At 56.3% G+C, this 23,690-nt stretch carries 26 protein-coding genes and 1 tRNA gene; 18 read left to right on the plus strand and 9 right to left on the minus strand.

What is annotated here, in order from left to right:
• Positions 1–698 precede the first annotated feature (698 nt).
• The 10 genes from NQ519_RS10925 (at position 699) to dinB (ending at position 8,769) form a co-directional block, all read left to right on the plus strand.
• A complete protein-coding gene (locus tag NQ519_RS10925; protein ID WP_019151120.1) occupies positions 699–1,079 on the plus strand; it encodes a hypothetical protein in 381 nt (126 codons plus the stop codon).
• 117 nt (positions 1,080–1,196) lie between these two features.
• A complete protein-coding gene (locus NQ519_RS10930; RefSeq protein WP_019151119.1) occupies positions 1,197–1,748 on the plus strand; it encodes a hypothetical protein in 552 nt (183 codons plus the stop codon).
• Between the two features lie 207 nt (positions 1,749–1,955).
• A complete protein-coding gene (locus NQ519_RS10935; RefSeq protein WP_019151118.1) occupies positions 1,956–2,228 on the plus strand; it encodes a hypothetical protein in 273 nt (90 codons plus the stop codon).
• Between the two features lie 232 nt (positions 2,229–2,460).
• Positions 2,461–2,847, plus strand: a complete 387-nt coding sequence (locus NQ519_RS10940; protein WP_019151117.1) for a DUF6908 domain-containing protein — start codon at positions 2,461–2,463, stop codon at positions 2,845–2,847.
• The gene (locus NQ519_RS10945) at positions 2,844–3,119 is read left to right on the plus strand and encodes a hypothetical protein (protein WP_019151116.1); all 276 of its coding nucleotides are present in this window, start codon (positions 2,844–2,846) and stop codon (positions 3,117–3,119) included. The genes NQ519_RS10940 and NQ519_RS10945 overlap by 4 nt, the downstream gene beginning before the upstream one ends.
• A gap of 597 nt (positions 3,120–3,716) precedes the next feature.
• Positions 3,717–4,235, plus strand: a complete 519-nt coding sequence (locus tag NQ519_RS10950) for a PL29 family lyase N-terminal domain-containing protein (RefSeq protein WP_026076603.1) — start codon at positions 3,717–3,719, stop codon at positions 4,233–4,235.
• Positions 4,210–6,048, plus strand: a complete 1,839-nt coding sequence (locus NQ519_RS10955; RefSeq protein ID WP_026076602.1) for a leucine-rich repeat protein — start codon at positions 4,210–4,212, stop codon at positions 6,046–6,048. The genes NQ519_RS10950 and NQ519_RS10955 overlap by 26 nt, the downstream gene beginning before the upstream one ends.
• On the plus strand, positions 6,041–6,547 hold the full coding sequence (locus NQ519_RS10960; RefSeq protein WP_147513214.1) for a hypothetical protein: 507 nt from the start codon (positions 6,041–6,043) through the stop codon (positions 6,545–6,547). Before NQ519_RS10955 ends, NQ519_RS10960 begins: the two co-directional genes overlap by 8 nt.
• Before the next feature lie 911 nt (positions 6,548–7,458).
• Positions 7,459–7,531: transfer RNA gene (locus NQ519_RS10965), tRNA-Phe, on the plus strand.
• Between the two features lie 176 nt (positions 7,532–7,707).
• Positions 7,708–8,769, plus strand: a complete 1,062-nt coding sequence (gene dinB, locus NQ519_RS10970; RefSeq protein WP_019151115.1) for a DNA polymerase IV — start codon at positions 7,708–7,710, stop codon at positions 8,767–8,769.
• Between the two features lie 5 nt (positions 8,770–8,774).
• Here the strand turns inward: dinB and NQ519_RS10975 are convergent, their stop codons facing one another.
• A complete protein-coding gene (locus tag NQ519_RS10975; protein WP_019151114.1) occupies positions 8,775–9,782 on the minus strand; it encodes a DUF1848 domain-containing protein in 1,008 nt (335 codons plus the stop codon).
• Between the two features lie 368 nt (positions 9,783–10,150).
• Here NQ519_RS10975 and NQ519_RS10980 point away from each other — a divergent pair, with 368 nt between their 5' ends.
• On the plus strand, positions 10,151–10,543 hold the full coding sequence (locus NQ519_RS10980; RefSeq protein WP_019151113.1) for a hypothetical protein: 393 nt from the start codon (positions 10,151–10,153) through the stop codon (positions 10,541–10,543).
• Between the two features lie 110 nt (positions 10,544–10,653).
• On the opposite strand, the gene NQ519_RS10985 is transcribed toward NQ519_RS10980, so the two are convergent.
• On the minus strand, positions 10,654–11,178 hold the full coding sequence (locus NQ519_RS10985) for a GNAT family N-acetyltransferase (protein ID WP_019151112.1): 525 nt from the start codon (positions 11,176–11,178) through the stop codon (positions 10,654–10,656).
• Between the two features lie 195 nt (positions 11,179–11,373).
• On the opposite strand from NQ519_RS10985, the gene NQ519_RS10990 reads away from it, so the two are divergent.
• The 4 genes from NQ519_RS10990 to NQ519_RS11005 all read left to right on the plus strand — a co-directional run bounded on the left by NQ519_RS10990 (position 11,374) and on the right by NQ519_RS11005 (position 14,787).
• Positions 11,374–11,811 carry an Hsp20/alpha crystallin family protein gene (locus NQ519_RS10990; RefSeq protein WP_019151111.1) on the plus strand — a complete coding sequence of 146 codons (438 nt, stop codon included), beginning with the start codon at positions 11,374–11,376 and terminating at the stop codon, positions 11,809–11,811.
• A gap of 145 nt (positions 11,812–11,956) precedes the next feature.
• Positions 11,957–12,697, plus strand: coding sequence for a (Fe-S)-binding protein (locus tag NQ519_RS10995; RefSeq protein ID WP_026076601.1), 741 nt, complete (start codon positions 11,957–11,959; stop codon positions 12,695–12,697).
• Entirely contained in the window at positions 12,694–14,058 is a 1,365-nt protein-coding gene (locus NQ519_RS11000) for a lactate utilization protein B (RefSeq protein WP_019151109.1), read from the plus strand. Before NQ519_RS10995 ends, NQ519_RS11000 begins: the two co-directional genes overlap by 4 nt.
• A gap of 147 nt (positions 14,059–14,205) precedes the next feature.
• Complete coding sequence (locus NQ519_RS11005; RefSeq protein WP_019151108.1) at positions 14,206–14,787, plus strand: LutC/YkgG family protein; 582 nt, start codon at positions 14,206–14,208, stop codon at positions 14,785–14,787.
• Here the strand turns inward: NQ519_RS11005 and NQ519_RS11010 are convergent.
• Both NQ519_RS11010 and NQ519_RS11015 read right to left on the minus strand, forming a co-directional pair.
• Positions 14,784–15,224: a GNAT family N-acetyltransferase gene (locus NQ519_RS11010; protein WP_019151107.1), complete on the minus strand. Its 441-nt coding sequence runs from the start codon at positions 15,222–15,224 to the stop codon at positions 14,784–14,786. The two genes, NQ519_RS11005 and NQ519_RS11010, sit on opposite strands and share 4 nt — an antisense overlap.
• A 3-nt stretch (positions 15,225–15,227) precedes the next feature.
• A complete protein-coding gene (locus NQ519_RS11015) occupies positions 15,228–16,076 on the minus strand; it encodes a 4Fe-4S binding protein (protein ID WP_019151106.1) in 849 nt (282 codons plus the stop codon).
• Between the two features lie 183 nt (positions 16,077–16,259).
• On the opposite strand from NQ519_RS11015, the gene NQ519_RS11020 reads away from it, so the two are divergent.
• Entirely contained in the window at positions 16,260–16,937 is a 678-nt protein-coding gene (locus NQ519_RS11020; protein ID WP_019151105.1) for a nitroreductase family protein, read from the plus strand.
• A 62-nt stretch (positions 16,938–16,999) separates the two neighbouring features.
• Here the strand turns inward: NQ519_RS11020 and NQ519_RS11025 are convergent, their stop codons facing one another.
• Entirely contained in the window at positions 17,000–17,581 is a 582-nt protein-coding gene (locus NQ519_RS11025) for an NUDIX hydrolase (protein WP_019151104.1), read from the minus strand.
• Positions 17,582–17,684: 103 nt separating this feature from the next.
• On the opposite strand from NQ519_RS11025, the gene NQ519_RS11030 reads away from it, so the two are divergent.
• Both NQ519_RS11030 and NQ519_RS11035 read left to right on the plus strand, forming a co-directional pair.
• The gene (locus NQ519_RS11030) at positions 17,685–18,971 is read left to right on the plus strand and encodes an L-cysteine desulfidase family protein (RefSeq protein WP_019151103.1); all 1,287 of its coding nucleotides are present in this window, start codon (positions 17,685–17,687) and stop codon (positions 18,969–18,971) included.
• A complete protein-coding gene (locus NQ519_RS11035; RefSeq protein WP_019151102.1) occupies positions 18,965–20,272 on the plus strand; it encodes a histidine-type phosphatase in 1,308 nt (435 codons plus the stop codon). Before NQ519_RS11030 ends, NQ519_RS11035 begins: the two co-directional genes overlap by 7 nt.
• A 57-nt stretch (positions 20,273–20,329) precedes the next feature.
• Here NQ519_RS11035 and NQ519_RS11040 read toward each other — a convergent pair whose 3' ends face one another.
• The 4 genes from NQ519_RS11040 to pepE form a co-directional block, all read right to left on the minus strand.
• Complete coding sequence (locus NQ519_RS11040; protein WP_019151101.1) at positions 20,330–21,556, minus strand: 3-deoxy-D-manno-octulosonic acid transferase; 1,227 nt, start codon at positions 21,554–21,556, stop codon at positions 20,330–20,332.
• A gap of 123 nt (positions 21,557–21,679) precedes the next feature.
• A complete protein-coding gene (locus tag NQ519_RS11045; RefSeq protein WP_019151100.1) occupies positions 21,680–22,045 on the minus strand; it encodes a YraN family protein in 366 nt (121 codons plus the stop codon).
• Complete coding sequence (locus NQ519_RS11050) at positions 22,042–22,884, minus strand: prephenate dehydrogenase (protein ID WP_019151099.1); 843 nt, start codon at positions 22,882–22,884, stop codon at positions 22,042–22,044. The genes NQ519_RS11045 and NQ519_RS11050 overlap by 4 nt, the downstream gene beginning before the upstream one ends.
• 15 nt (positions 22,885–22,899) lie before the next feature.
• Positions 22,900–23,601: a dipeptidase PepE gene (gene pepE / locus NQ519_RS11055; RefSeq protein ID WP_019151098.1), complete on the minus strand. Its 702-nt coding sequence runs from the start codon at positions 23,599–23,601 to the stop codon at positions 22,900–22,902.
• Between the last annotated feature and the right edge of the window lie 89 nt (positions 23,602–23,690).

Consider the following 23,690-nt stretch of genomic DNA (forward strand, 5'->3'; position numbering starts at 1 on the left):
TTACTAAAATCAATTTATGCGAATCACTAATATTAGTAATTTCAACATTGCACAGAGTGTAAAAGTAACGGTCGATGCAATGTTGTTCGCCGTAATTGTTACGGTTAAATACACTGCATTTTTACTAATATTACACTCGGTAACTATGTTTTCGTGCTAATATTACTGATGGATACAATGTTTTCACCCTAAATATTACTGATGAATGCCATGTTTGCAAGGTTTATATAACGCTAATCCGATACTCGATTACTGCCTAAAAAATCCCGCTTTTCATGTAAAATCCACTCTAAATACCAACACTAAAACTTGCATTTATTAAAGATTTTTATTATATTTGTAATAGCAAATCGGAGAAAAGGGAAATTCTACTGCTACCATAGAAAATAAGTTTATAGGACGGGTAAGGACGGCATTATTGGCTGTCCTTGTCTTTGGCTTATAGTCGCATATTTTTTGTGCAGGAAATGAAATTCCCTTATATAAAAGATATTTCACACACAGAAAAAATGCGGGTGAAATCCTATCCTATAATTTATAAATCTATGGAACCGAGAATTATTACAGCCCCTATGACGGCCCGATGAATCGAAGAGATTCCCGAAATTGGGAAACGCTTACCCGAAAACTGCCTTTTAGATAAAGGCATCACGGGATGCGGCGCAACAAGACTTGCCATTACGAACGACCGTTCTACTTTGATTGCCGCACCTACGGTCAATCTTATCAAAAACAAGATGCAGGCACACCCCGACCTTTTAGGCGTTTACGGAGGTGTTACGAATCAAGAGATTGCCGACTATCTGAAAACACACGACCGCTGGAAGATTATGGCTACCTATTACGCAATTCCACGTGTCGCAGATGTTGCAGGAGCGGAGATTTACAGCAAGGCATTTCTATTGGTGGATGAATACCACCGTCTGCTGTCCGATTATTCATTCCGCAATCATGCAATCACGGGATTATTGGAACAAGCACCCCGTTTCGCAAGCAAAACCTATCTTTCGGCAACGCCAATCGGGCAAGAGTTTTTATTGGATGAATTGCAGGGCCTCCCCCAGGTAAAGATCATATGACCGAGTGCCGCCCCGATGCAGGTACGGTTATGGAAAGCGACAAGCCCGTTAGCGACCGTTGCGGCCTTATGTCGAAATGCCATAGCACGACAAGTCGGTTTCAACCTGCACTTTTTCGTGAACAGCGTAACGTTTATCGGCAAGGTGATCCACCATGCGAAACTGACACCCGACCAAGTAAAGATCGTGTGTTCGCAAAGCGGCGAGAGTTACGACCGCAACAAAGAGAAGATAGACGGTTACCCGATAAGTACCCCCAGCGGTCAGCCCTGCAAGATCAATTTCTATACCTCGACGGCCTTTGAGGGGTGCGACCTTTTCGATAAGGCGGGGCGGATTTATATCGTAAGCGACGGAACGGCCGCACATTCGATATTGGATGTTTCGACCACGATACGGCAGATTGCAGGACGCATCAGAGATACCCGCTACAAAGAGATAACGCATATCTTTTCCGAATCCCGATACGGTCGGGATGTCAGCTATGCGCAATTCAGGGCTTCGACGGAAAAGGAAATGGACAAGGTCGAACGCTTTCTGAAATTATACGCCGCGGCCGAAGAAGATTTGAAACCGTCAATCTATACGGATATGAATTATATAAACAAGAATACAATGACATTGGACCGCAACAGACTGAAATTGGATATGCTGAATTTCCGCAACTGAAAGGAGATTTACACCGACGGGCGCAACCTCATTACGGAATACCAGCGCAACGGAAACGAGATAACAGATACGGCAAAACACAATTATCGGATTGACAAACTGGAAACGAACAGAAAAGCCAAAATACCGTTTCGGGAACTGTTCGACAGATACGCAGAATTAAGAGCCGATACCAGCACATTTTCGTTAAGTCCTTTTTCGGCGGATTTGATAGCACAGCGCAACCCGCTTGTAAAGGAGAGTTACGAAAAATTAGGGGCAGATAGAGTTAAGGAACTCAACTACAACCAAACGCAAATAAAGCGAGAGTTGCTCAAATACGGCAAAAGCGAACTGGCCTATAAAATCGTACAGCGGATTAAGAGCGACCTGCCGCAACAGACGGCCGTACCGACAAGAACCGCAAAGGCGAAATTACAGCGGATTTACGACGATTTGGGGATAAAGCAGACGGCCAAAGCGTCAGACCTTGCCGAGTGATACGACATAGATACGTGTTATAGAAATATCGGCGGCAGGAACACCGCCTGCGTTATCCTTGTAAGGAGCAGGATTGTTACGAAGAAACGGATTGCCGCAGAGAACAGATAAGACGAACGGAACTCCGACTAACATTCAGTTGGTCGGAGTTTTCTATTATATATCCCCCACATATAAAGCTACTCCTTATCAAAGCCCCCTCCCCATTGTCAAATGTAAAACCGTTTTATGTATGAAAACACTTGACAGAAAGGCGGCGGAGATTTTCCGCGCATTGTTGGCTCTGCAAACAACCAAAATCGACAACTCGGACGGTACTTATATGCCCGTCTACCTTGAACTGATCGGCCGTATCGACAAGTACGACTTTTTCTCGCTGGCTCATTACGGACAACAGAACGGAGATGCCATGCGCGACCCCGAAATGCTCTTCGCCCTGCACAAAGAAACACAGCAATTCATCCCGTACTACTATCGCAATGACTACTGCGGCATCGAGCAGAACAGCGTGAAATGGTCGGAAGACGAAATAGCGTTGAATCCTTGCTTGCAGGCAGAACACACCACATTCGCTAATCAATGGCTCCGTAACATAGCCGCACAACAAGGAATCTTATGACAGCACAACGATTGGTAGAGAACTGCGTACTGACGAATCAAACCGCAGTCGTGGATGAAATGCTGAACAAGCACCTGCTATCAGAAGAATATATCTATCCGTTCGTGGGTGATGTGATGGAATGGTGGCTTATCGACAGTTGGTTGGCCGAACGTCTGAAACGTGAGGGAGAAGTTATCATCGAGGAATACGGTTGCTGTTGGTGGGGCAGGTTAGCGAGTGGGCAGGCAATCTACATGGATAGCGTTATACAGCAGATCGCAGGAGAATAGAACTGCATCCGTATTTCTATTTATTGGAACTTGCAAATTGCAGAAATTAGGGGCATTGTAATCTTGATAAGATTTTACTACCCCTAATTTCGTTTTCGTGCTGGCATATTCTCGATAATTGAGGGTTGGAATGATTTGCAACTCCCGATTGGAGGGAATATGTCGGCTTAAATTGGATAACAAAAACATCTAACCCAATTTGCAAGAAACAAAGTTTATTTTCCAGCCGTTCATCCCTTGTTTTGGAACTTTGTTTTAGCGAAATTTGAATCTGCAACAACACCGCATAGGTAAGATGTTTTGCATTTTCCATGAATATCGTTACTTTTGTGGTAACATATTGAATACACGGAAAGTGTAGCTTATTCTCGGAGTTAAATCTGGTAAATTTAAGAGTAGAGAATAAGCGGACATCTTACCGCGTCATATCCATTTGTGGATATAGGCGTGGTGTTGTTGCTTATTTAATACTCGCGGCTTACCAGAGCCTAACTCCTTAAATAAGTTTTCAGCACCACGCTTTCTGTTTTTATTAATCACTATCGAGGTGCGGATAGTAAGATTTGAAACATTTGTTCAACTTAAATAAATCTTACTATGAAAAAGCTACTATCTTTTTTACTTTGCAGTTTGTTGCTGTTCGGGTGTAGCGACAAGTACGACGACAGCGCATTGCGCAATGATTTGAGCGACCTTGGAAATCGCGTAGCGAAATTGGAGGAACTCTGCAAGCAGATGAACACGAATATTTCATCGTTGCAGAAGATCGTAGAAGCATTGCAGGATAATTTGTCGATTTCCAAAGTAGAACAAGTATCGGATGGTTACATTATCCGCTTTTCAGACGGTTCTACCGCCACAATTAAAAATGGCAAAAATAGCGGAGATGCTCCTATTATCGGTGTAAAGAAAGATACGGATGGCATCTATTACTGGACGCTTGATGGTGAATGGCTGACCGATGAAAAGGGGAATAAGGTAAAAGCACAAGGTACAGATGGTGAGAAAGGCGATACAGGCGACAAGGGAGATACAGGCAATACTGGAAATAAAGGCGATACGGGAGTTACGCCGCAACTCAAAATCGAAAATGACTATTTGGTTCGTTTCCTATGACGATGGAAAATCGTGGACGCAATTAGGCAAAGCCACGGGAGAGGACGGTAAAGACGGGTTGAATGGCATTTTCATAAGCGTAACGCAAGATGCGGATAATGTCTATTTTACAATGGCCGACAAAACGGTAATCACGATTCCCAAAGGAGACAAATCCCAATTTGCAATTGCATTCGATACAACGGACATAGCCATTCTCAACGGAGGCGAAAGCAATACGATTTCCTACACGATTACGGGTGCGACGGAAAATACGGTTGTCAAAGCCATTGCACAGGATGGTTGGAAAGTCAAAGTAAATGCTACCTCTACGGATAAGGGAACGATTACGATTACAGCCCCTAATCCGATTGTAGAAAGCGAAATCCTTGTCTTTGCCAACGACGGTTCCTACCGTACTGTTATGGCATCGTTTTATTGCCACGAAAAACAGGTGTTGGATATAAACATTGCAGATAATTCTATCAATCTATCACCAGCTGGCGGTACGCAGGAGATAAAATTAACTACGAATCTGGATTATACGGTCGAGATTCCCGATGATGCCCAATCGTGGCTGTCACTGGTTTCCGAAACACGAGCCTTGCGGGAAGATACGATTGCTTTCAATATCTCGGCAAACGAGGGAATACCACGTTTTGCCACGGTCGCGTTGAAAGACGAACAAGGCAATATTTTACAAACGATTATTTTCCGACAGTTGGGAACGTGTACCGAAATTCATGTCGAAACGAAAGGTGAACTGGAAAATGTGTTGGCTGGTTATGATTATGCCAATATCGAATCGTTGAAGATTACAGGTGTGCTGAACGATGTCGATTTTCTGTTTATCTATCGTATGATGCCCAATTTGAAAGACCTCGATATTTCAGAGGTAAATATTACGGCATTACCCACACAGGCATTTTATAATTCAAAAAATGTCGAAAATCTGATTCTCCCCAATACACTAACAACGATTGGAGAGCAAATGTTTTATCAAAGTAAATTGAAAACAGTTGTAATCCCTGCAAGTGTGGAAACAATTGAAGAATTTGCATTCACTAATTGTACTGCATTGACCTCTATCGAGATTCCTGCCAGTGTAGAGACGATTGGAGCCGCGGCATTCAAGGAATGCTACAAACTGACAACAGTGACTTTCGAGAAAGGTTCTCAGTTGAAAACTATCGGTGGTGGTTATTCTTCTTATCCTTATTCTTATGGTGCTTTCTCGGGTTGCCCTATAACCTCTATCGAGATTCCTGCCAGTGTAGAAACGATTGACGCCACGGCATTCAAGGGATGCTCCCAACTGGCAACTGTGACTTTCGAAAAAGGTTCTCAGTTAAAAACTATCGAAGGTGATTATTCTTCTTCTTATTATTATGGTACTTTCTCGGATTGTCCTATAACCTCTATTGAGATTCCTGCCAGTGTAGAAACGATTGACGCCACGGCATTCAAGGGATGCTCCCAACTGGCAACTGTGACTTTCGAGAAAGGTTCTCAGTTGAAAACTATCGGTGGTGGTTATGAGCTATATAATTCTCGTTATTATTATTATGGTGCTTTCTGCCAATTGAATGAACTGATGACTGTGGATATGTCTGAATGTACCCGAGTCGAAAAAATCGGGGATTACGCTTTTTATGGTGATTCCGAACTTCGATTATTCAAAATAGGGACTGCAACGCCGCCGTCTTGTGGAACGCGAGCTTTCTACAGCATAAATCCTTATTCGGTATTGAAAGTGTTGTCGGGTCACGCAGATGCCTATAAAGCCGCAACAGAATGGACGCGGTTTGCAAGCATTACAGGATTAGATGAATAAACTTGAAACAGTTATGATGTGTTTAGGAAATGCAAATCCATTAATTGCAGAATATATTACCCGATATAGACCGTCATTTCAAATAGAATATAAACGAATTACCACATATAAACCAGGAACACAGAAACCATTTCGACAGATTCCTAATGAAATATGGGCGCAATGGGAACAAACGATAAAACAAAATTGCTGGAGGTTTCAGAAAGCAAAAACTTTTAATCAAATTTATGACGAGCTCTATGGTTTGAAGATTCGGGGTGTCGGAGATAAAACAATAAGAGCGACAGCCGATTATCTGGCAAATAAATTCAATATATCCCTTGATTCAGACAGCTCGCATTTGATGTCGAAAAGGGTGAAATCAATAATTCGAAAGAATGGATTGAATTTAGCAACCGTTTGCCGTGAGAATTTTATTGCGATAAATCCCTTATTCGAAGAATTGACAATGTTAGAGATCATAGATTTTATAACTCGATTCTCTGATAAACTGGAATAGTTTTATCACGTAACGATTAGAGGACAGACTTGTGCCAAAGGGTTAATATATAGACCCTCTGCACAAGTTTGCCCTTTCTATTTTACTTGCATAAGTCATAAATTTTTCGTATATTTACATCATAATCAAACATATAATTAACAACATAAATTTTAGCTAAAATGAAAAGAAAAACACCGAAAATTGATTGAGAGGCAAAAACCGAGACTGTCGATGATATTCAGTACTCCTATATTGCCAAAGCCGTAACTTACGCACGTGATTGCAATGTCTGCCTGTTCGTAGGACGCAAAACAGCAGAGCCAGCACCATTGAAATTCACGTATTATTTAGAACTTGATATCGCCCCTGAAAAGGATATGACGATTCGATTCTGCAAACGAGGGCAGGACATAGCAGGATTCTCCTTTCGGTTAGCCCCGCAAGATTGAAAAGCTGGGATTCTCGTGCTTCCATGATCCAACCTTATAACATTTCCTAATTCCAATCACACCCTCAATCTGTTTGAAGCACATATCAAGAGCGATACAGTCGTATTTGACTACACATCATTAGAGGGCAAGCAGAAAGAATTTCGTTTCCCGCTGACTGGATTCAACGAGAAATATTTAGAGCAGTTCATATAAAAGATATATCCTCGGCCATACGGTCGGGGATTTTTCTTTATAGAAATCAAAGCTACTGAAAATTGCTGAAAACAGACGAACGGCGAGAGGGGAAAAATTTTTCGCCGATTTTACGTTACAAACTACGGCTATTTGAAGCATTATTTACCATATAATCAACTATTTATTAATTTTCTCGGTTGAATTGAGAGTTAAACCATCAGTTAAACCGCAACGAAAAGACAGAAACAAGGGGCGAACGGGCTATGCGTAAATCGTTGAATGGCAATGCTATTCAGACGGGATGGTGCCATAGCTCAGTTGGTAGAGCAAAGGACTGAAAATCCTTGTGTCCCCGGTTCGATTCCTGGTGGTACCACGAAAATACAAATTGCCGCGAATCCCTGAATCCGAAAGGTTCAGGGATTTTTTCGTACATATTTCTTTTCTTACCGACGGGAATCGGATGCTGCCGATGGGCAGGACTCGCCGACTGGCAGGAACGAGTCGCCGGACTTCCGTTTTGGACTGCATTATTTTTGTATTTTTGCAAGTGTGCAGAACAAGATCATACACGTCGATATGGATGCTTTCTACGCCTCCATCGAGCAGCGTGACCGTCCCGAACTCCGGGGGCGTCCGATCGCCGTAGGCTACGACGGACCGCGGGGTGTCGTGGCGACGGCCAGTTACGAGGCCCGGCCGTTCGGAGTCCGTTCGGCGATCTCCTCGGTGCTGGCCAGGCGACTCTGTCCCGACCTGATCTTCGTGCCGGCGCGCTTCGATGTCTACAAGGCCGTTTCGCAGCAGATCCGCGACATCTTCCACGACTATACCGAACTCGTCGAGCCGCTCTCGCTGGACGAAGCGTTTCTCGACGTTTCGCACCTCCGCTCGGCGACGCTCGTGGCCCGGGAGATCAAGGACCGCATCCGCACCGAAACCGGGCTTACGGCTTCGGCGGGCATCTCTGTCAACAAGATGCTGGCGAAGATCGCTTCGGACTACCGCAAGCCCGACGGATTGTTCGTGATCCCGCCCGACAAAATTGACACCTTCGTCGCGGAGCTTCCCGTCGAGCGTTTTTTCGGCATCGGGGAGGTCACGGCCGAGAAGATGCATGCGTTGGGCATCCGCACCGGCGCCGATCTGCGGCAGTGGGAGGAGCTGGAATTGGTCAAACATTTCGGGAAGGCCGGACGCAGTTATTACGGTTACGCCCGCGGAATCGACCCGCGTCCGGTGGTTCCGAACCGCATCCGCAAATCCCTCGGTGCCGAAACGACCTTCGGGACCGATACAGCCGACCGCGAGGTGCTGCTCGGCGAGTTGGAACAGGTTTGCGAGGAGGTGTGGCAGCGGCTTTCGCGCCACCGGTTCCGGGGGCGGACCGTGGTGCTGAAGATCAAGTTCGACGATTTCCGCCAGATCACCCGTTCGAGGACGCTTCCCGCCACGGTCGATTCGCGCGACGGACTGCGCCTCGTCGCCCGTGAGCTGCTGGCGGGGGTCGATTTCGGCGGCCACCGGATACGCCTGATCGGGGTTACGGTGGGCAATGCCCCGGATTTCGGCGAGGGGTGCGTGCAGTTGCGGTTCGACTTCGGGGAGGAGTGACAGGGTTATTTTCCGGTGATTGTTTCGGCGGTGGGACGGGCCCGGTGCAGACGGTAATTTTCGGATGCCTTTTCGCCGGAACGGTTGGCGTAACAGTAGGCGCACCCGTGCGGGCAGGTGTCGTATTCGCCGATGTCCTTGCTGGCGACACAGCCGCAGAAGGGCCGTTGCCCTTTGTCTTTCAGGTTTTTCCGGACGGCTGTCCCCGCTCCGGGCAATCCCTCGCGGCCTACGTCCAGAAAGTCCGTCAGGAGCGGATCGTCGGAGAATTTGCGGACGATCAGTTCGTCGTCGATACATTTGTTGCGCCGGACGCCGAACTGCGACAGGTCGATTCGTTCGCCGCATGCGGCCAACGTGTAATTCCACTTTTCGTTCAGTTCCGCCAGTCCGGCTGCCATGCCGAGCATTTGCCGTTCGTCGAACTCACGGCAGGGGAGGGCGTTCCGCCGCAGCCGGCTCTCCACATTGCGGTAGGCGCGGATGTCCGCGAAGCTGAAAACCAGTTTCTCGGTATGCCCGCGGAGCCTGTCGCCGATCCGTTCCGCTTTGCGCAACAGCTCCTCCACGCCGGTTCGCTCGGTCAGGACCAGGGGGTCGAACCGCCAGATGACCAGCTCTTTGCCCAACAGTTCAGAGAACCGGAGGAAAGTTTCGATCCGTTCGTCGAGCGGCGGTACGCCACGTTCGAGACCTTCGGCTTCGTAGTCGTTGAGCGTGTAGTGGAGGTAGCAGCGGATGCCCTTTTCGCGCAGTTTTCCCAGATGCGGAAGCAACGGACGGGGATTCTTCGACCAGAAAACGATCAGTCGTGTCCGGGCGTAGGAGATATATGATTTCACACCGTTGAAAGGGTTCGTCCAGACTGAATACCCCTTTTCCAGCCGGTCGAAAAACCAGTCGGCATAGAATGCCGGAATGTCCGTGGCACGGCTCGCCGAGATGATCACGGGCGCCTGTGCCCGCACCGTTTCGCCCGCTTCCGTTGTTATGTCGATCGTTTCCCAGACCATGACCGATGTTTTCTGCAAAGATACGATTCGGTTTTGGAACAGCCGCGCTTTTTGCTACCTTTGGTGTCGTAACGACACGTTTATTAGCTGTAACGTTTTGTCGCATTGGCCGCGATTGGGTTTTGGAACGGTTCCGCTTTTTGTTACCTTTGGTGTCGTAACGACACGTTTATTAGCCGTAACGTTTTGTCGCATTGGCCGCGATTGGGTTTTGAAACGGTTCCGCTTTTTGCTACCTTTGGTGTCGTAACGACACGTTTATTAGCCGTAACGTTTTGTCGCATTGGCCGCGATTGGGTTTTGAAACGGTTCCGCTTTTTGTTACCTTTGCAAATGATTGCCGCCGCGCGCGGCCGAACAAAAGAGTTATGAAAAAATATTGGGGCATCATCACGGTCCTGCTTGCCGTCGGGCTGGCCGTGTTCTTCTATTTCCGCTTCTATTTCGTCTTCGGCGAAGGCGTGAAGAGCGGGGAACTGAACTACGTCGTTTACAAGGGACTCGTTTTCAAGACTTACGAAGGCAAACTGATCCAGACGGGCATCCGTTCGAAGGCCGCCGGGTCGATCCAGTCCTATGAGTTCGAATTTTCGGTCGAGGATGAGGCGCTCGCCCGCGAACTGATGTTGCAAGGCGGCAAGACCCTCGAACTGCACTACCGGGAGTATTTCGGTGCGCTGCCCTGGCGGGGGTTCACGAAATTCGTCGTTGACAGCATCGTCACCGCACGTCCCGCACCGGCCGATCCGCTCGGCATATAGTCTGCGCCGCGGGGCGCCGGTCTTGCCCGGCTACACGCCCGGTTGCGTGCCCGGCTCACGCTTGGCCGCGCCGCACCGCGCCGTGATGGCTGCCCGCGGAGCCTTCCCGCTCAGAGCCTCTTCTCGAACGCCAGCCGTTCGCCGCTCCGGTAGACGACCTTTCCGCAGAAGGTGAATCCCATGCGTTCGAGCAGCCGCAGCATGGGACGGTTGTCATGGTTGGTGTCGATGCGGAATGCGCCGATGCCACGTTCCCGGGCCATCTCCTCCGCATGGCGCAGGAACTCCGCCGCCACGCCCTTGCCGCATTCGCCGTCGGCGACGGCCATGCGGTGTACCACTACGTAAGGCCCGTCGGTGAGCCATTCGCCTTCGAGGGCCTCGTAGGCCGGTTCTCCGTCGAACGCCACCGCGCCGTAGGCGATGATCGCACGGCATTCCCTGACGCCGGGCCTGCACAGCACATAGCCGCAGCCGCGGCCGATGTCCGCCGAGATATGTCCCGGGGCGGGATACCCGTCCTGCCATTGGCTGCTGCCTGCCGCGCGCATCCGGGCCTGCGCCTGCCGGATGATCTGCATGATGAGGGGCGCCTCGCGGGGCACCGCCTGCCGGAATGTCGATTCTTGGTCCATGTCGTAAATGTAAACAAATGTCGCCGCAATGTCGTTCTGTCAGGACATTTTTTCAGCATCTGTGACAATTCGTGACATTTTATCATTCTTTCGTGCATGGCACAGGATTTGACCGTATAGGGATGAATCCGCTCCGGAGGGGGCGGGCGAAAGGAAACGAATGTTAAACCAAAATAATTCAAGGAGGACAAAACTATGGTACCTGCAAGACGTAATCAGAACTGGCTGCCGAGCATTTTCAACGATTTTCTGGGCAACGATTGGCTCGTAGAGCGCCGCAACGCCACGGCTCCGGCCGTCAACATCCTGGAGAACGACGACGAATACAAGGTCGAAGTGGCTGCTCCGGGCATGACCAAGGAGGATTTCAAGGTTCATCTCAACGAGGACAACGAACTGATCATCTCGATGGAGAAGAAGAACGAGTCCAAGGAGGAGGACAAGGAGCATAAGGGCACTTACCTGCGCCGGGAGTTTTCCTACACGCAGTTCCAGCAGAGCCTGCTGCTGCCCGACAACGTCGAGCGCGACAAGATCTCGGCCAAGGTCGAGAACGGCGTGATGACCATCGAGATCCCGAAACGCAAGGTGACGGAGGCCGCTGCCGCCGCCCGACGGATCGAGATCAAGTGAAAAATGCACCCGAAACGGGAGGGACCGGGATACCGGGCCCTCTTTTTTTGTAATTTAGCGGACGGAAAGTCATTGCCGATGCACGAATCCCGGAAAAATCCGTATCTTCGGTGGGGTTCGGGCCGGCATTAAAATGGAAAAACGAATGAAGGTCGGATTGTTCATTCCCTGTTACGTCAATGCGGTGTATCCCCAGGTGGGCCGGGCGTCGTACGAACTGCTGCGCAAGGTCGGCTGCGAGGTCGAATACCCGCTGGACCAGACCTGCTGCGGTCAGCCGATGGCCAATGCGGGGTTCGAAAAGGACGCCAAGGCGCTGGCGGAACGCATGAACGCGCTGTTCGAAAAATACGATTACGTCGTGGGTCCGTCGGCCAGCTGCGTGGTCTTCGTGCGCGAGGGCTACCCGCGGCTGCTGGACAATTACAGGGAGCATGCGTGCGTCGATGCGCGCATCTGGGAGATTTGCGAGTTCCTGCACGACGTGGTGAAGCCTGCGCGGTTGGACGCCCGTTTCCCGCACCGGGTGAGCCTGCACAACTCCTGCCACGGGGTGCGCAAGATGGGGCTCTCGTCGCCCAGCGAGATGAACGTGCCCCTTCGGTCGAAACTCCGCGACCTGCTGGCGCTGGTCGAGGGCGTCGAGGTCATGGAGCCCGAGCGGCGGGACGAGTGCTGCGGCTTCGGCGGGATGTTCTCCGTCGAGGAGAACGCCGTGTCGGTGGCTATGGGGCGCGCCAAGGTCCGGCGGCACATCGACACCGGGGCCGAGTACATCACCGGGGCCGATTCGTCGTGCCTGATGCACATGCAGGGGATCATCGACCGTGAAAAATTGCCGGTGAAGACCCTCCATATCGTTGAAATCCTCAATTCGAAGTTATGAGCACCCATTCCAAAGCCGCGAAACGGTTCGTCGCCGACGCCGAACGCATGGCCTGGCACGACAAGGCGCTGTATGCCGTGCGCGAGAAGCGCGACCGGATGATGATGACGGTTCCCGAGTGGGAGGAGCTGCGGCGCCGGTCGTCGGAGATCAAACGCCACACCCTGAGCCGCCTGGGGCACTATCTCTGCGAGTTCGAGCGCAACGCCTCGGCCAACGGCATGACGGTCCATTGGGCGAAGGACGCCGCCGAGATGAACGAGATCGTCTGGCAGCTGGTCCGCGAGCACGGGGGCACGAACCTCATCAAGAGCAAGTCGATGCTCTCGGAGGAGTGCGGGTTGACGCCCTACCTGCACGAACGGGGCATAGATGCCGTGGAGAGCGACCTCGGGGAGCGGATCATGCAGCTGTTGCACCGGCCGCCCAGCCACATCGTCCTGCCTGCGATCGCCGTGCGGCGCGAGGAGGTCGGGGCTCTTTTCGAGCGCGAGATGGGCACCGAGCCGGGCAACAGCGACCCCACCTACCTGACCCACGCGGCCCGCAGGGCCCTGCGGCCGAAGTTCCTCGGGGCCGACATCTCGATGACGGGCGTCAACTTCGCCGTGGCCTCCACGGGGGCGCTGGCCGTCTGCACCAACGAGGGCAATGCCGATTTGGGCACCTCGTTCGCCGACCTGCACATCGCCATCATGGGAATCGAGAAGGTGATCCCCGACATGGAGGCGCTGGCGGTTTTCACGCGCCTGCTGGCGCGTTCGGGCACCGGACAGCCCGTCACGAGCTACACCTCGCTCTACCGCCGTCCCGCCCCGGGGAAACGGATTCACGTTATTCTGGTCGATAACGGCCGTTCGGAATGGCTGGCCGATGCCGCGCACCGCAACATGCTCAAGTGCCTCCGCTGCGGGGCCTGCATGAACACCTGCCCGGTTTACCGCCGTTCGGGAGGCTATACTTATTCCTATTTCATCCCCGGACCGCTGGGCATCAACCTCGGGATGCTGCGTTCGCCGAAGCTCCACCACGGCAACGTCTCGGCCTGCTCGCTCTGCTACTCCTGTTCGGATGTCTGCCCGGCGCAGATCGACCTCGGGGAGCAGATCTACATGTGGCGGCAGCAGCTGGACGGGATGCACCTGGCCGATCCGGTGAAGAAACTCTCGGTCAAGGGCATGGACTTCGTCATGGGCGGACGGCGGCGATTCTACGGCGGCATCGCCCTGGCCCGCGCGGCGGAGAAGCTCCCGCGCTTCGTGCTCGAAAACGGGCTCAACCCGTGGAGCGCCCCCGGCCGTGCCATGCCGCCTTTCGCGCCGAAGACTTTCAATGGATGGTGGAAAAAGGCGAATAAGTAGCAAGGCTGTCCGCAACGCTCCTTGCCGCATGGCGGCACCAAGTCCCCTCCTGAGGAGGGGATTTAGGGGTGGGTCGGATTTGTAAACGACGCCGGAGGCGGCGATAACGACCGTGCGAAGAGAAAAGCCGGTGAAAAAAGCAAGACAATGAATAGCAAAGAGATCATATTGAAAAAACTTTCGGCCGACGGGATGCCCGAATATCCCTATCCTGCGCCGGGTTTCACGCCCCAGCGCTTCGACGCCCCCGCGGCTATGTTCGCCGAACGGCTCGAAGCCGCCGGCGGCCGGGCGGTGCGGATGCTGCCGGGCGAAACCCTCGACGAGGCGGTCCGCCGCTGTTATCCCGATGCGCGGACGATCGCTTCGGCGATGCCCGAACTGAACGTCGCCACGCTCGACCCCGATGCCGTGGAGGATGCGCGCGAACTGGTCGATGTCGATCTGGGCGTCGTGAAAGGGGCGTTCGGCGTCGCGGAGAACGGTGCGGTGTGGATCGCGCAGGACATCCGCCACAAAGCCCTCTATTTCGGGGCCACGGCCCTCGTGATCGTCATCCCGAAGGATGCGATCGTGGACACCATGCACGAGGCGGTTGTGCGTCCCGAGGTGGACGATTTCGGCTACGGGTGTTTCATGTCGGGGCCTTCGAAGACCGCCGACATCGAACAGGCGCTGGTCTTCGGCGCCCACGGGCCGATGTCCGTGACGGTGCTGATCCGGGCTTAAAGCGACAGGTGGAGAATGGGGTAGGGGCGGCCCGAGGGGTCCGTCTCGCTGCGCGAAACGACGCGGAAACCCATCCGGGCATAGAATCCCGCGGCCTGCGCGTTCTGCTCGTTGACATCCACGCGCCGTACGCCGCGGCGGGCGACGAGATATTCCACGAGTTCGCGCCCCAAACCTCTCCCGCGCTTCTCGGGCGCGACGAACAGCATTTCGAGTTTTCCGGCTTCGACACCCGCAAAGGCTGCGAAGCCGTTTTTTTCGTCCCGGATCACGTGGAGCTCCTCCACGCCCGGAAGCGCCTCCTCGCGCACCATGCGGCGGAAAAAGGCGATGTCCTCCGGGGCGAGGAAGTCGTGCGTGGCGCGTACCGACCGATCCCACAGATCGGTCAGGGCTTCCAGTTCGGCGGGCGCCGGGGATTCGATGCGTTCGATCATGGTCTATAAGCGGGTTACGGGCGGTTTGCGTCGGGTGAAATTGCGTGCGAGGGCTGCGGCGAAGGGGGTGTGGAAACTCCGCGCCCCGACCGGGCATCCCTTGACGCAGGCGCAGCAGCGGATGCAGCGCGCCGGATCGGTGTGCGTTTCGTCGCCGCGGGCGATGGCCTGCGTGGGACAGATCGCCGCACAGCGGCCGCAGCGGGTGCAGAGGTCGGCATTGCCTGCGGGCAGATAGACGACGGGATTTTTCCGCTGCCGGCGGCGGTAGCCCAGCACGAAGCGGATGAACCGCAGCATCGGCAGCAGCGGTGTCCGCACGTCTTTCAGCCCGGCGGCATCGACCGGCGTGAGGTTTCCGGCGGCGAGTTTTTCGCGCACTGCGGCGCCGAACGCCTCGGCCTCTGCGAGGTCCTGCGTATCGGGGCGTCCCGCGGCGACGGGCGTTTCGGGGGTGCTGTACGAATGCTCCCCGACGAAAGCCCCGGCAGCCACCGGGACGAATCCCTGCCGCGAGGCCAGTCCGGCCAACTCCGCGACGGCTTTTTCGAATGCCCGGTTGCCGTAGACGGCGATGACGACAGCGGGAGTGCCTTCGCCCCGGAGCGTTTCAAAGCGTTTCACGGCCGTTGGGGCGACGCGGCCCCCGTAAACCGGGGCGGCGATCACGGCCACGGTGTCGGCGGGGAGCGTTGCGGGTTGCCCGGCCGAGTGCGTCAGGTCGATGGTTTTCAGCGGGACGGATGCGGCGGTTCCGGTCGCGGAGGCGATGGCCCGGGCCACGGCCGCGGCGATTTTTTTCGAGGTTCCCGTCGGCGAAAAGACGACGGTATGGATGGTTTCGGGTTTCATGCGGGCAAAGTTACGAAAAAATCCCGCGCTTCGGGGTACGTTTTGCGGAATCGGGCTTTCGGACCGCTGTTTCCGTGCGGGGATCGCCGCCGGGATCGCTTCGTCGAGGAATGCGTGCGGATAAATTTGCTATTGTGCTTCGCGTGCATTATTTTTGCCGGGAACCGAAAAAAACGCAAGACTATGAAAACGAAACTGTTTGCCTGTGCCGCGCTGCTGCTGGCGGCGTGCGGAGGCGCCCCGTCGGCCCAAAAGGCCGCGGAGAGCCGGACCGAAGTGAAACACGGCCCCGAGATCGTCCTTTCGGCCCCCGATACGGTGGGCGGAGCGACCGTCGGTCAGGCGTTGGCCGCCCGTCGTTCGTGGCGCGAGTACAGCGCCGATCCGCTGACGCTCGAGGAGCTTTCGGGCGTGATGTGGGCCGCCGCCGGCATCAACCGTCCGGACCAGGGGCGCCTGACGGCTCCTTCGGCGCTGGCGCTCTATCCGATCCGCGTCTACGCCTTCTTCGCCGAGGGCGCGTATGCCTACGATGCCCGGGCGCACAAACTCGTGCGCGTCGCCGAGGGCGATCTCCGCAAACTGGCCGGAATGCAGGATTTCGTCTTCAAGGCGCCCCTGAATCTGGTCTATGTCGCCGACCTTTCGGTCTACGACGGGAAGAACATTCCGGTGGAGCACGTCCGCTACCTCTGCGGGCAGGATGCCGCGGGGTATGCTGAGAACGCCAATCTGTACACGGCGGGCCACGGTCTGCGTTCGATCACGCGCGGCAGCCTTCCCGAAGCGGAGCTGATGGCCGCCCTCGGGCTCGATCCGTCGCGCTGCTTCGCGGCGCTGGCCCAGACCGTCGGCAAATAGCCGTCCGGTCTCCGAAACGCAAGGAGCGGTCCCCGAGGGGCCGCTCCTTTTTCATCGGGCCGTCACTCCTCCCGGGGTTCTTCGGGCGGAGCGGGGTTTTCGGCGAAGTATCGCCACAGCGGCGCGGTCATCAGGGCCTGCCGGATGCGGTCGGTGCGCAGCAGCTCCAGCACCTCCGCGCGCGTCAGGAGATGCACGCGCAGGTCCTCCGTCGGGTCGAGGTGCTGTTCGCCGATCCGCCCGACCCCCGTGGCGAGGAAGCAGTGGGTGAGGTTGTTCTGTGTCGCGGGGTTGGCCGAGACGGTCATGAGCAGCCGCCATTCGCCGCCGCCGTAGCCCGTCTCTTCGGCCAGTTCGCGCTGTGCCGCGGCGAGCATTGACCCGTCGGAGGGTTCCGACACGCCGGCGGGTATCTCGTAGGAGGTCTCCCCGAGGCCGTGGCGGTATTGGTCGATGAAGACGAAGCGTCCGTCGCGCGTGATGGCGATGACGTTGATCCAGTCGGGGTATTCGAGGACGTAATAGTCGGGAATGCGGCGTCCGTCGGGCAGTTCGAGGCTCTCGTGGCGGACCGTGAACCACGGTTCGCGCGCGAGGTATTCGCTCGTGAGGACTTTCCACTTGCGGTTTTTCGGATTTTCCATGATTCGGTTCGTTGTCTGTTGACAAAAATAGTGAAAAATCGCTATCTTTGATGTCGCTGCCGTAACGGCGCTTCCATTTGTCATATTCTAAGAATAACCCGCTATGCTGTCTTTATCCGAACGACGCAGAATCATAGATCTCATCAACCGCGAGGTGGTGCCCGCCATCGGGTGCACCGAGCCGATCGCCGTGGCGTTGTGTACGGCGCGCGCCGCGGAGACGCTGGGCGCCGGGCCCGAAAGGATCGCCGTGCGCCTGAGCGCCAACATCCTCAAGAACGCTATGGGCGTCGGGATTCCCGGAACGGGGATGATCGGACTGCCGATCGCCGTGGCTCTCGGGGCTTTGATCGGCCGTTCGGAATACCGGCTGGAGGTGTTGCGCGACGTGACGCCGGAGGCCGTGGAACGCGGCCGGGAGATGATCGGCCGGCGGTGCATCTCGATCGGATTGAAAGAGGGCGTCTGCGAAAAGCTCTACATCGAGGCGGAGGTCGAAGCCGCCGGGCATCGGGCCGTGGCGGTCATTGCCGGCGGGCATACGGATTTCGTCTTCGTGAGCCGCGACGGCGAGGTGTTGTTCGACAAGCGGACCCCGGCGGGGTGCGACGAGGAGGCGGGGGAGGTGCCCCTGACCCTGGCCCGGGTGTGGGATTTCGCCATGACTTCGCCCGTGGACGAACTGCGCTTCATCCTCGAAACCCGCCGCCTGAACATGGCCGCCGCCGAGCGGTCGCTGGCCAGGGAGTACGGCCACTGCGTGGGCCGCACGCTGCGCTGCGACCGGGAGCGGAAGGTGATGGGCGACAGCCTCTTCACGCGGATTCTCTCCTACACCTCGGCGGCCTGCGACGCCCGGATGGCCGGGGCGATGATTCCCGTGATGAGCAACTCGGGCAGCGGCAATCAGGGCATCGCCGCGACGCTTCCCGTGGCGGTCTATGCCGACGAAGTGCATGCCTCGGAGGAGCAGACGATCCGGGCGCTGGCGCTGAGCCACCTGACGGTGATTTATATCAAGCAGAGCCTCGGACGGCTGTCGGCCCTGTGCGGCTGCGTGGTGGCGGCGACGGGTTCGAGCTGCGGCATCACCTACCTGATGGGCGGCGGTTACGAACAGGCGGCCGCAGCGGTGAAGAACATGATCGCCAACCTGACGGGGATGATCTGCGACGGCGCCAAACCCAGCTGTGCGATGAAACTCACGAGCGGCGTCTCGACGGCCGTGCTCTCGGCGATGATGGCTATGGACGGCCGCTGTGTCAGTTCCGTCGAGGGCATCATCGAGGAGGATGTGGACCGCTGCATCCGCAATCTGACGGCCATCGGCCGCGAGGGCATGGACGAGACCGACCGGCTCGTGCTCCGGATAATGACCAACAAATGCTGATTATGAGATACTTTACCCTGAAAACCCGGCTGCTGGCGTTGTCGCTGCTGGCCGCGATCTGCGCTGCGGCGCAGCCCACCCCTGCCGAGTTCGCCGCACATCCCGAACGCTCGGCGGGCATCTACCGCTCCTACGAATACCTGCCCGGTCCCGCGGCGCCGGTTCCCGCGGGCTACGAACCTTTCTACATCAGCCATTACGGCCGTCACGGCAGCCGTTACCACTCCTCGGAGAAGGCGTACGACCGGCCCCTCGGCGTCCTGCTGCAAGCCTCCGAGGCCGGCAAACTGACACCTAAGGGACAGGAGGTCTTGGCGAAGGTCGAGGCGCTGGCCGCAGATGCGTACCTGCGTTACGGGGACCTTTCGCCCCGCGGAACGGCCGAGCACCGGGGCATTGCCGAGCGCATGTATGCGGCCTGGCCCGAGGTCTTCTCGACCGACGGCGGCCGCGTGTGCCGCGTCGAGAGCCGTTCGACGCTCGTGCCGCGCTGCATCCTGAGCATGGCGGCCTTCAACGAACGCCTCAAAGAGCTGAATCCGGCGATCACGACCACCCGCGATGCGAGCGGCCGTTATCTCGACTATATGGCGCGGGGGAATTCGCTGGTGCTTGCCCGCAAGGCGGTTGCGGCGGTCGCCGACAGCCTGAGCCGTGCGCGGCTGAACCCCGACCGTCTGGTGCGGTCGCTGGTCACCGATCCCCGGGCGGTCGCCGAGCCGCTGGAGCTGATGCAGGATCTTTACATGCTCGCCAGCATCGTTCAGGACGTTAGCCACCTGGGCATCGAACCCTTCTACGACATCTTTACCGACGAGGAGCTCTACTCGCTCTGGGAGTGCGAGAACGCCCTTCGCTATATGCAGATGGGGCCCTCGGCCCGCTTCGGGGACCCGATCGTCGCCGATGCCGGGGCGCTGCTGCGCAACATCGTCGAGACGGCCGACGAGGTCGTCCGGGGTGAGTCGGACCTCTCGGCTTCGCTGCGCTTCGGGCACGACACCTGCATAACGCCGCTGCTGGCCCTGCTGGGCGTCGAGGGTGCTTCGACGCGCGTGGAGTCGCTCGACGACGTTGCCACAGTGTGGAATGCCCAGACCGTGACGCCGATGGGCACCAACATCCAGTTCGTCTTCTTCCGCAATCCCGCGACGGGCGATGTGCGGGTCCGTGTGCTGCACAACGAGCGCGACGCCCGGCTGCCGATCCCCGGAGGTCCCTATTATCCGTGGAAGGAGTTGAAAAAGCATTGCGAATCGCTCTATTTTACGAGTGATTCTCCGGCTCCGGACGCCGATTGAAAATGAAACGTGCAGCCTCCTTCGTGGAGGCTGCACGTTTTTTCGGAGATTGCCGGATCAGTGGAAGATCGTCTTGACGATGATGTCCGTCGCACCCTGATGGCGCGTGGTGTAGTCCTTGGCGATGCGGCTGGTCTTCTGGAGGAACTCTTCGTTGTCGCGCAGGGGGACGAACCACGCCCGCAGCTGCTCGTAGTCGGTGACCGAACGCGCCGCGCCGAGCGTCACCAGATCGCGGGCCTCCTTGAATTTCTGGTAGTTGGGGCCGAATGCCACCGGAAGGCCGAACGTCGCGGCTTCGAGCGTATTGTGGATGCCGACGCCGAATCCGCCGCCGATGTAGCTCCATGTGGCGTAGCCGTAGACCGATGCGAGGATGCCCACGGTGTCGAGGATCAGCACCTGGCGCGACCCGTACGAGGTGCGGGGCGTGCATTGCGTGTAGCGCAGCGCGCCGCCCTTGACCTCGGACATCAGGTGCGCGATGCGCCCCTCGTCCATCTCATGAGGCGCGACGACGAATTTCACGCAGGGATTGTCGTTGATAAGCCGGATCAGCAGCTCTTCGTCGGGCTCCCACGTGGAGCCTGCGACGAACAGCCGGTCGTCGGCCTTGAAGCGTTCGATGACATCTATCTGCTTGGCCGTCCGGGCGATCTCGGCGACGCGGTCGAAACGCGTGTCGCCGGCCACCAGCACGTTGTCGAATCCGAGCGTCGCCAGTAGTTTTTTCGACTCCTCGTTCTGCACGAACATCACGTCGAACGACTCCAGCGCCTGCCGCCACATGCCGCCGTAGGGGCGGAAGAAGACCGAATTGCGCCGGAAGATGGCCGACACGACGTAGGTGCGGACCTTGCGGCGGCGCAGTTCGCGCAGCAGGTTGAGCCAGTATTCGTATTTGACGAAGATTGCGATTTCGGGACGGGCGATGTCGAGGAACCGGCGGGCGTTGCGCGGCGTGTCGAGCGGCAGGTAGAAGATGTAGTCGGCGCCCTTGTAGTTCTTGCGGATCTCGTAGCCCGAGGGCGAGAAGAAGGTGACGAGGATCTTGTATTCGGGACGGGTCTTGCGGATCTGTTCGATGATGGGGCGTCCCTGCTCGAACTCCCCGAGCGAGGCGACATGCACCCAGACGATCCGGGCGGAGGGGTCGATTGCTTCCCGCATGCGGCGGAAAAGGTCTTTGCGGCCTTCGAGCCAGAGCCGGGCCTTCTGATGACGCGGCGCTACGAGGCGTATGGCCCATACATAGAGAAGCAGACCGAAATTATAGAACCACATCGGTATTTACGGTGTTGAGGTTTTCAGTTTCTTGTTCCCTGTGCTCCGGCCGTTCGCGGCTCAGCGTCAGGAAGTTCTTTTTTCAGTCCGGCAAAGATAGCACAATTTGTCGGAACTGCAAAATTACCAGTTGTATTCCAGCGCATTTTCGATCAGCTCGACGCGGATCGTTCCGTCGGGAAACGCCTCGGCCGCAGCCAGGTCGAACTGCACTTCGCCCTCCCAGCCCGTCGTGCGCAGGTAGCATTCGGCGGCGCGGCTCAGGGCCCGGAATTTCCGCTGCGTGGCGGCCGCTTCGGGCGGCGTGAGCGATCCCGCCCGACGGGTTTTGACCTCCACGAAGTGCAGCACGCCCTCTTTCAGGGCCACGATGTCCAGTTCGTAGCGGCCCTGCCGCCAGTTGAGGGCGCGGATGTCGTACCCCTCGCGGCGGAGGTGTTCGGTCGCGGCCCGCTCGCCGGCCTGTCCCGTTTCGGCCGTCGTCGTCAATGGATGATGCGTTGAATGGTGTTGGCGCGCTCCATGGCGTTTTTCAGCCCCTCGGCGTCGTCGCGTTCGAGCATCCGGCGCATGATCTGCAACTGGTGGATGTGCTCGCGCAGGACATCCAGCACGTTGTACTTGTTTTGCAGCAGGATCGGCACCCACGTCGCCGCGGAACTCTTGGCCAGACGCACCGTGCTCTCGAAACCGCCGCCCGCCAGGTCGAAGATGTGGCGCTCCTCGCGCTCCTTTTCGAGCACCGTGAGGGCCAGCGCGAACGACGTGACGTGCGAGATGTGCGAGACGTAGGCTGCGTGCAGGTCGTGTTCCTCGGGGTCCATGTAGACTGCCGGGCAACCCAGCGTGCGGAAGATCCGCTCGACGACCGCCAGCGCGTCCTTGTCGCTGCGGACGGTGTCGCACAGCACGACGCTGCGCCCCGTGAAGGCGCCCCGCTGAGCGGCTTTCGGGCCGCTGTACTCCGTGCCCCACATCGGGTGTGCGGCGACGAAGCGCCCGCGGTGCGCGTGCATCGAGATCACCTCGCACAGCTCGCTTTTGATCGAACCCATGTCCATCACCACCTGCTTGTCGTTCACGCGGTTGAGGGCCTTGACGGCCATCAGCGGAATGGTGTCGGCGGGGGTGGCCAGCACCACGAGGTCCGCCTCGGCGACGCCCTCTTCGAACGTCACCATGCGGTCCGCCAGCCCCAGTTGCAGGGCTTCGGCGGCGTGTTCTTCGGAGTTCTCCACCCCGAGTATCTCCTCCGCGAGTTCGTGGTCGCGCAGGGCCAGGGCGAACGAGCCTCCGATGAGGCCCATGCCCGCAATCAGTACTTTCATAGCGGATATACCTATTTATAATAAAAAAGAGAGATCGCCGCCGGGTTCGACCTCGAACGTTTCGACACCCTTGCGGAACATCCGCATCGGGCGTTTGCCGATCAGCTCCAGTTTCCCGTTCTCCAGCCGCAGCATGCACCCTTCGCGCAGTCCGGCCACCCAGCGGCGCGGATTGGCCTCGATGTACTCCAGAATGCGCTGATCGCGCGTCTCGCCCGCGTGTCCCGCGGGGTTGGCGTCGAGGTAGTGGGGGTTGATCTGGAACTTCACGGCCCCGATGGCCCCGAACGATTCGGGCTCCACGATGGGCATATCGTTGGTGGTGCAGATCGTCGGACAGCAGACGTTGCTGCCGGCGGACCATCCTACGTAGGGGGTTCCGGCCTTGATTTTGCGGAGGATGGCCTTCATCAGCCCCTGCTGCTGCATCTTTTTGGCCAGGGCGAAGGTGTTGCCGCCGCCCACGCAGACGGCTTCGGCCGTGCGGATCAGCGCGGCGGGGTCTTTGGCCCGGTGGACCGAGCGGACGCGGATGCCGAGTTCGGCGAAACGCGCCTGCACCTTCTTCTCGTATTCGGCGTAGGAGAAGGTGACCGCGGCATAGGGCACGAAGACCGCTTCGCGCACCCCGTCGAGAAACCGGCCTATTTCGGGCAGCGGATAACGCAGATATTCTTCGCCGGCATTGGTCGAATTCGAGATCAGAAGCAATTTCATAAGGATATGGTTTTGAACGTATTAATTAAAATTTTGTGCTAAATGTCGAAAAAGTTGTGAATAAAAAATCGGGCCGTTTTGTCAAAAGT

Source organism: Alistipes senegalensis JC50 (assembly GCF_025145645.1).
In the GTDB taxonomy this organism is placed as follows: Bacteria; Bacteroidota; Bacteroidia; order Bacteroidales; family Rikenellaceae; genus Alistipes; species Alistipes senegalensis.

Excerpts from the sequence above, each read along its gene's own strand:
- NQ519_RS10940 (WP_019151117.1), top strand. The coding sequence starts at position 2,461 with ATGAAAACACTTGACAGAAAGGCGGCGGAGATTTTCCGCGCATTGTTG.
- NQ519_RS10945 (WP_019151116.1), top strand. The coding sequence starts at position 2,844 with ATGACAGCACAACGATTGGTAGAGAACTGCGTACTGACGAATCAAACC.
- NQ519_RS10950 (WP_026076603.1), top strand. The coding sequence starts at position 3,717 with ATGAAAAAGCTACTATCTTTTTTACTTTGCAGTTTGTTGCTGTTCGGG.
- NQ519_RS10955 (WP_026076602.1), top strand. The coding sequence starts at position 4,210 with ATGACTATTTGGTTCGTTTCCTATGACGATGGAAAATCGTGGACGCAA.
- NQ519_RS10960 (WP_147513214.1), top strand. The coding sequence starts at position 6,041 with ATGAATAAACTTGAAACAGTTATGATGTGTTTAGGAAATGCAAATCCA.
- NQ519_RS10975 (WP_019151114.1), bottom strand. The coding sequence starts at position 9,782 with ATGGTCTGGGAAACGATCGACATAACAACGGAAGCGGGCGAAACGGTG.
- NQ519_RS10980 (WP_019151113.1), top strand. The coding sequence starts at position 10,151 with ATGAAAAAATATTGGGGCATCATCACGGTCCTGCTTGCCGTCGGGCTG.
- NQ519_RS10985 (WP_019151112.1), bottom strand. The coding sequence starts at position 11,178 with ATGGACCAAGAATCGACATTCCGGCAGGCGGTGCCCCGCGAGGCGCCC.
- NQ519_RS10990 (WP_019151111.1), top strand. The coding sequence starts at position 11,374 with ATGGTACCTGCAAGACGTAATCAGAACTGGCTGCCGAGCATTTTCAAC.
- NQ519_RS10995 (WP_026076601.1), top strand. The coding sequence starts at position 11,957 with ATGAAGGTCGGATTGTTCATTCCCTGTTACGTCAATGCGGTGTATCCC.
- NQ519_RS11000 (WP_019151109.1), top strand. The coding sequence starts at position 12,694 with ATGAGCACCCATTCCAAAGCCGCGAAACGGTTCGTCGCCGACGCCGAA.
- NQ519_RS11005 (WP_019151108.1), top strand. The coding sequence starts at position 14,206 with ATGAATAGCAAAGAGATCATATTGAAAAAACTTTCGGCCGACGGGATG.
- NQ519_RS11010 (WP_019151107.1), bottom strand. The coding sequence starts at position 15,224 with ATGATCGAACGCATCGAATCCCCGGCGCCCGCCGAACTGGAAGCCCTG.
- NQ519_RS11015 (WP_019151106.1), bottom strand. The coding sequence starts at position 16,076 with ATGAAACCCGAAACCATCCATACCGTCGTCTTTTCGCCGACGGGAACC.
- NQ519_RS11020 (WP_019151105.1), top strand. The coding sequence starts at position 16,260 with ATGAAAACGAAACTGTTTGCCTGTGCCGCGCTGCTGCTGGCGGCGTGC.
- NQ519_RS11025 (WP_019151104.1), bottom strand. The coding sequence starts at position 17,581 with ATGGAAAATCCGAAAAACCGCAAGTGGAAAGTCCTCACGAGCGAATAC.
- NQ519_RS11030 (WP_019151103.1), top strand. The coding sequence starts at position 17,685 with ATGCTGTCTTTATCCGAACGACGCAGAATCATAGATCTCATCAACCGC.
- NQ519_RS11035 (WP_019151102.1), top strand. The coding sequence starts at position 18,965 with ATGCTGATTATGAGATACTTTACCCTGAAAACCCGGCTGCTGGCGTTG.
- NQ519_RS11040 (WP_019151101.1), bottom strand. The coding sequence starts at position 21,556 with ATGTGGTTCTATAATTTCGGTCTGCTTCTCTATGTATGGGCCATACGC.
- NQ519_RS11050 (WP_019151099.1), bottom strand. The coding sequence starts at position 22,884 with ATGAAAGTACTGATTGCGGGCATGGGCCTCATCGGAGGCTCGTTCGCC.
- pepE (WP_019151098.1), bottom strand. The coding sequence starts at position 23,601 with ATGAAATTGCTTCTGATCTCGAATTCGACCAATGCCGGCGAAGAATAT.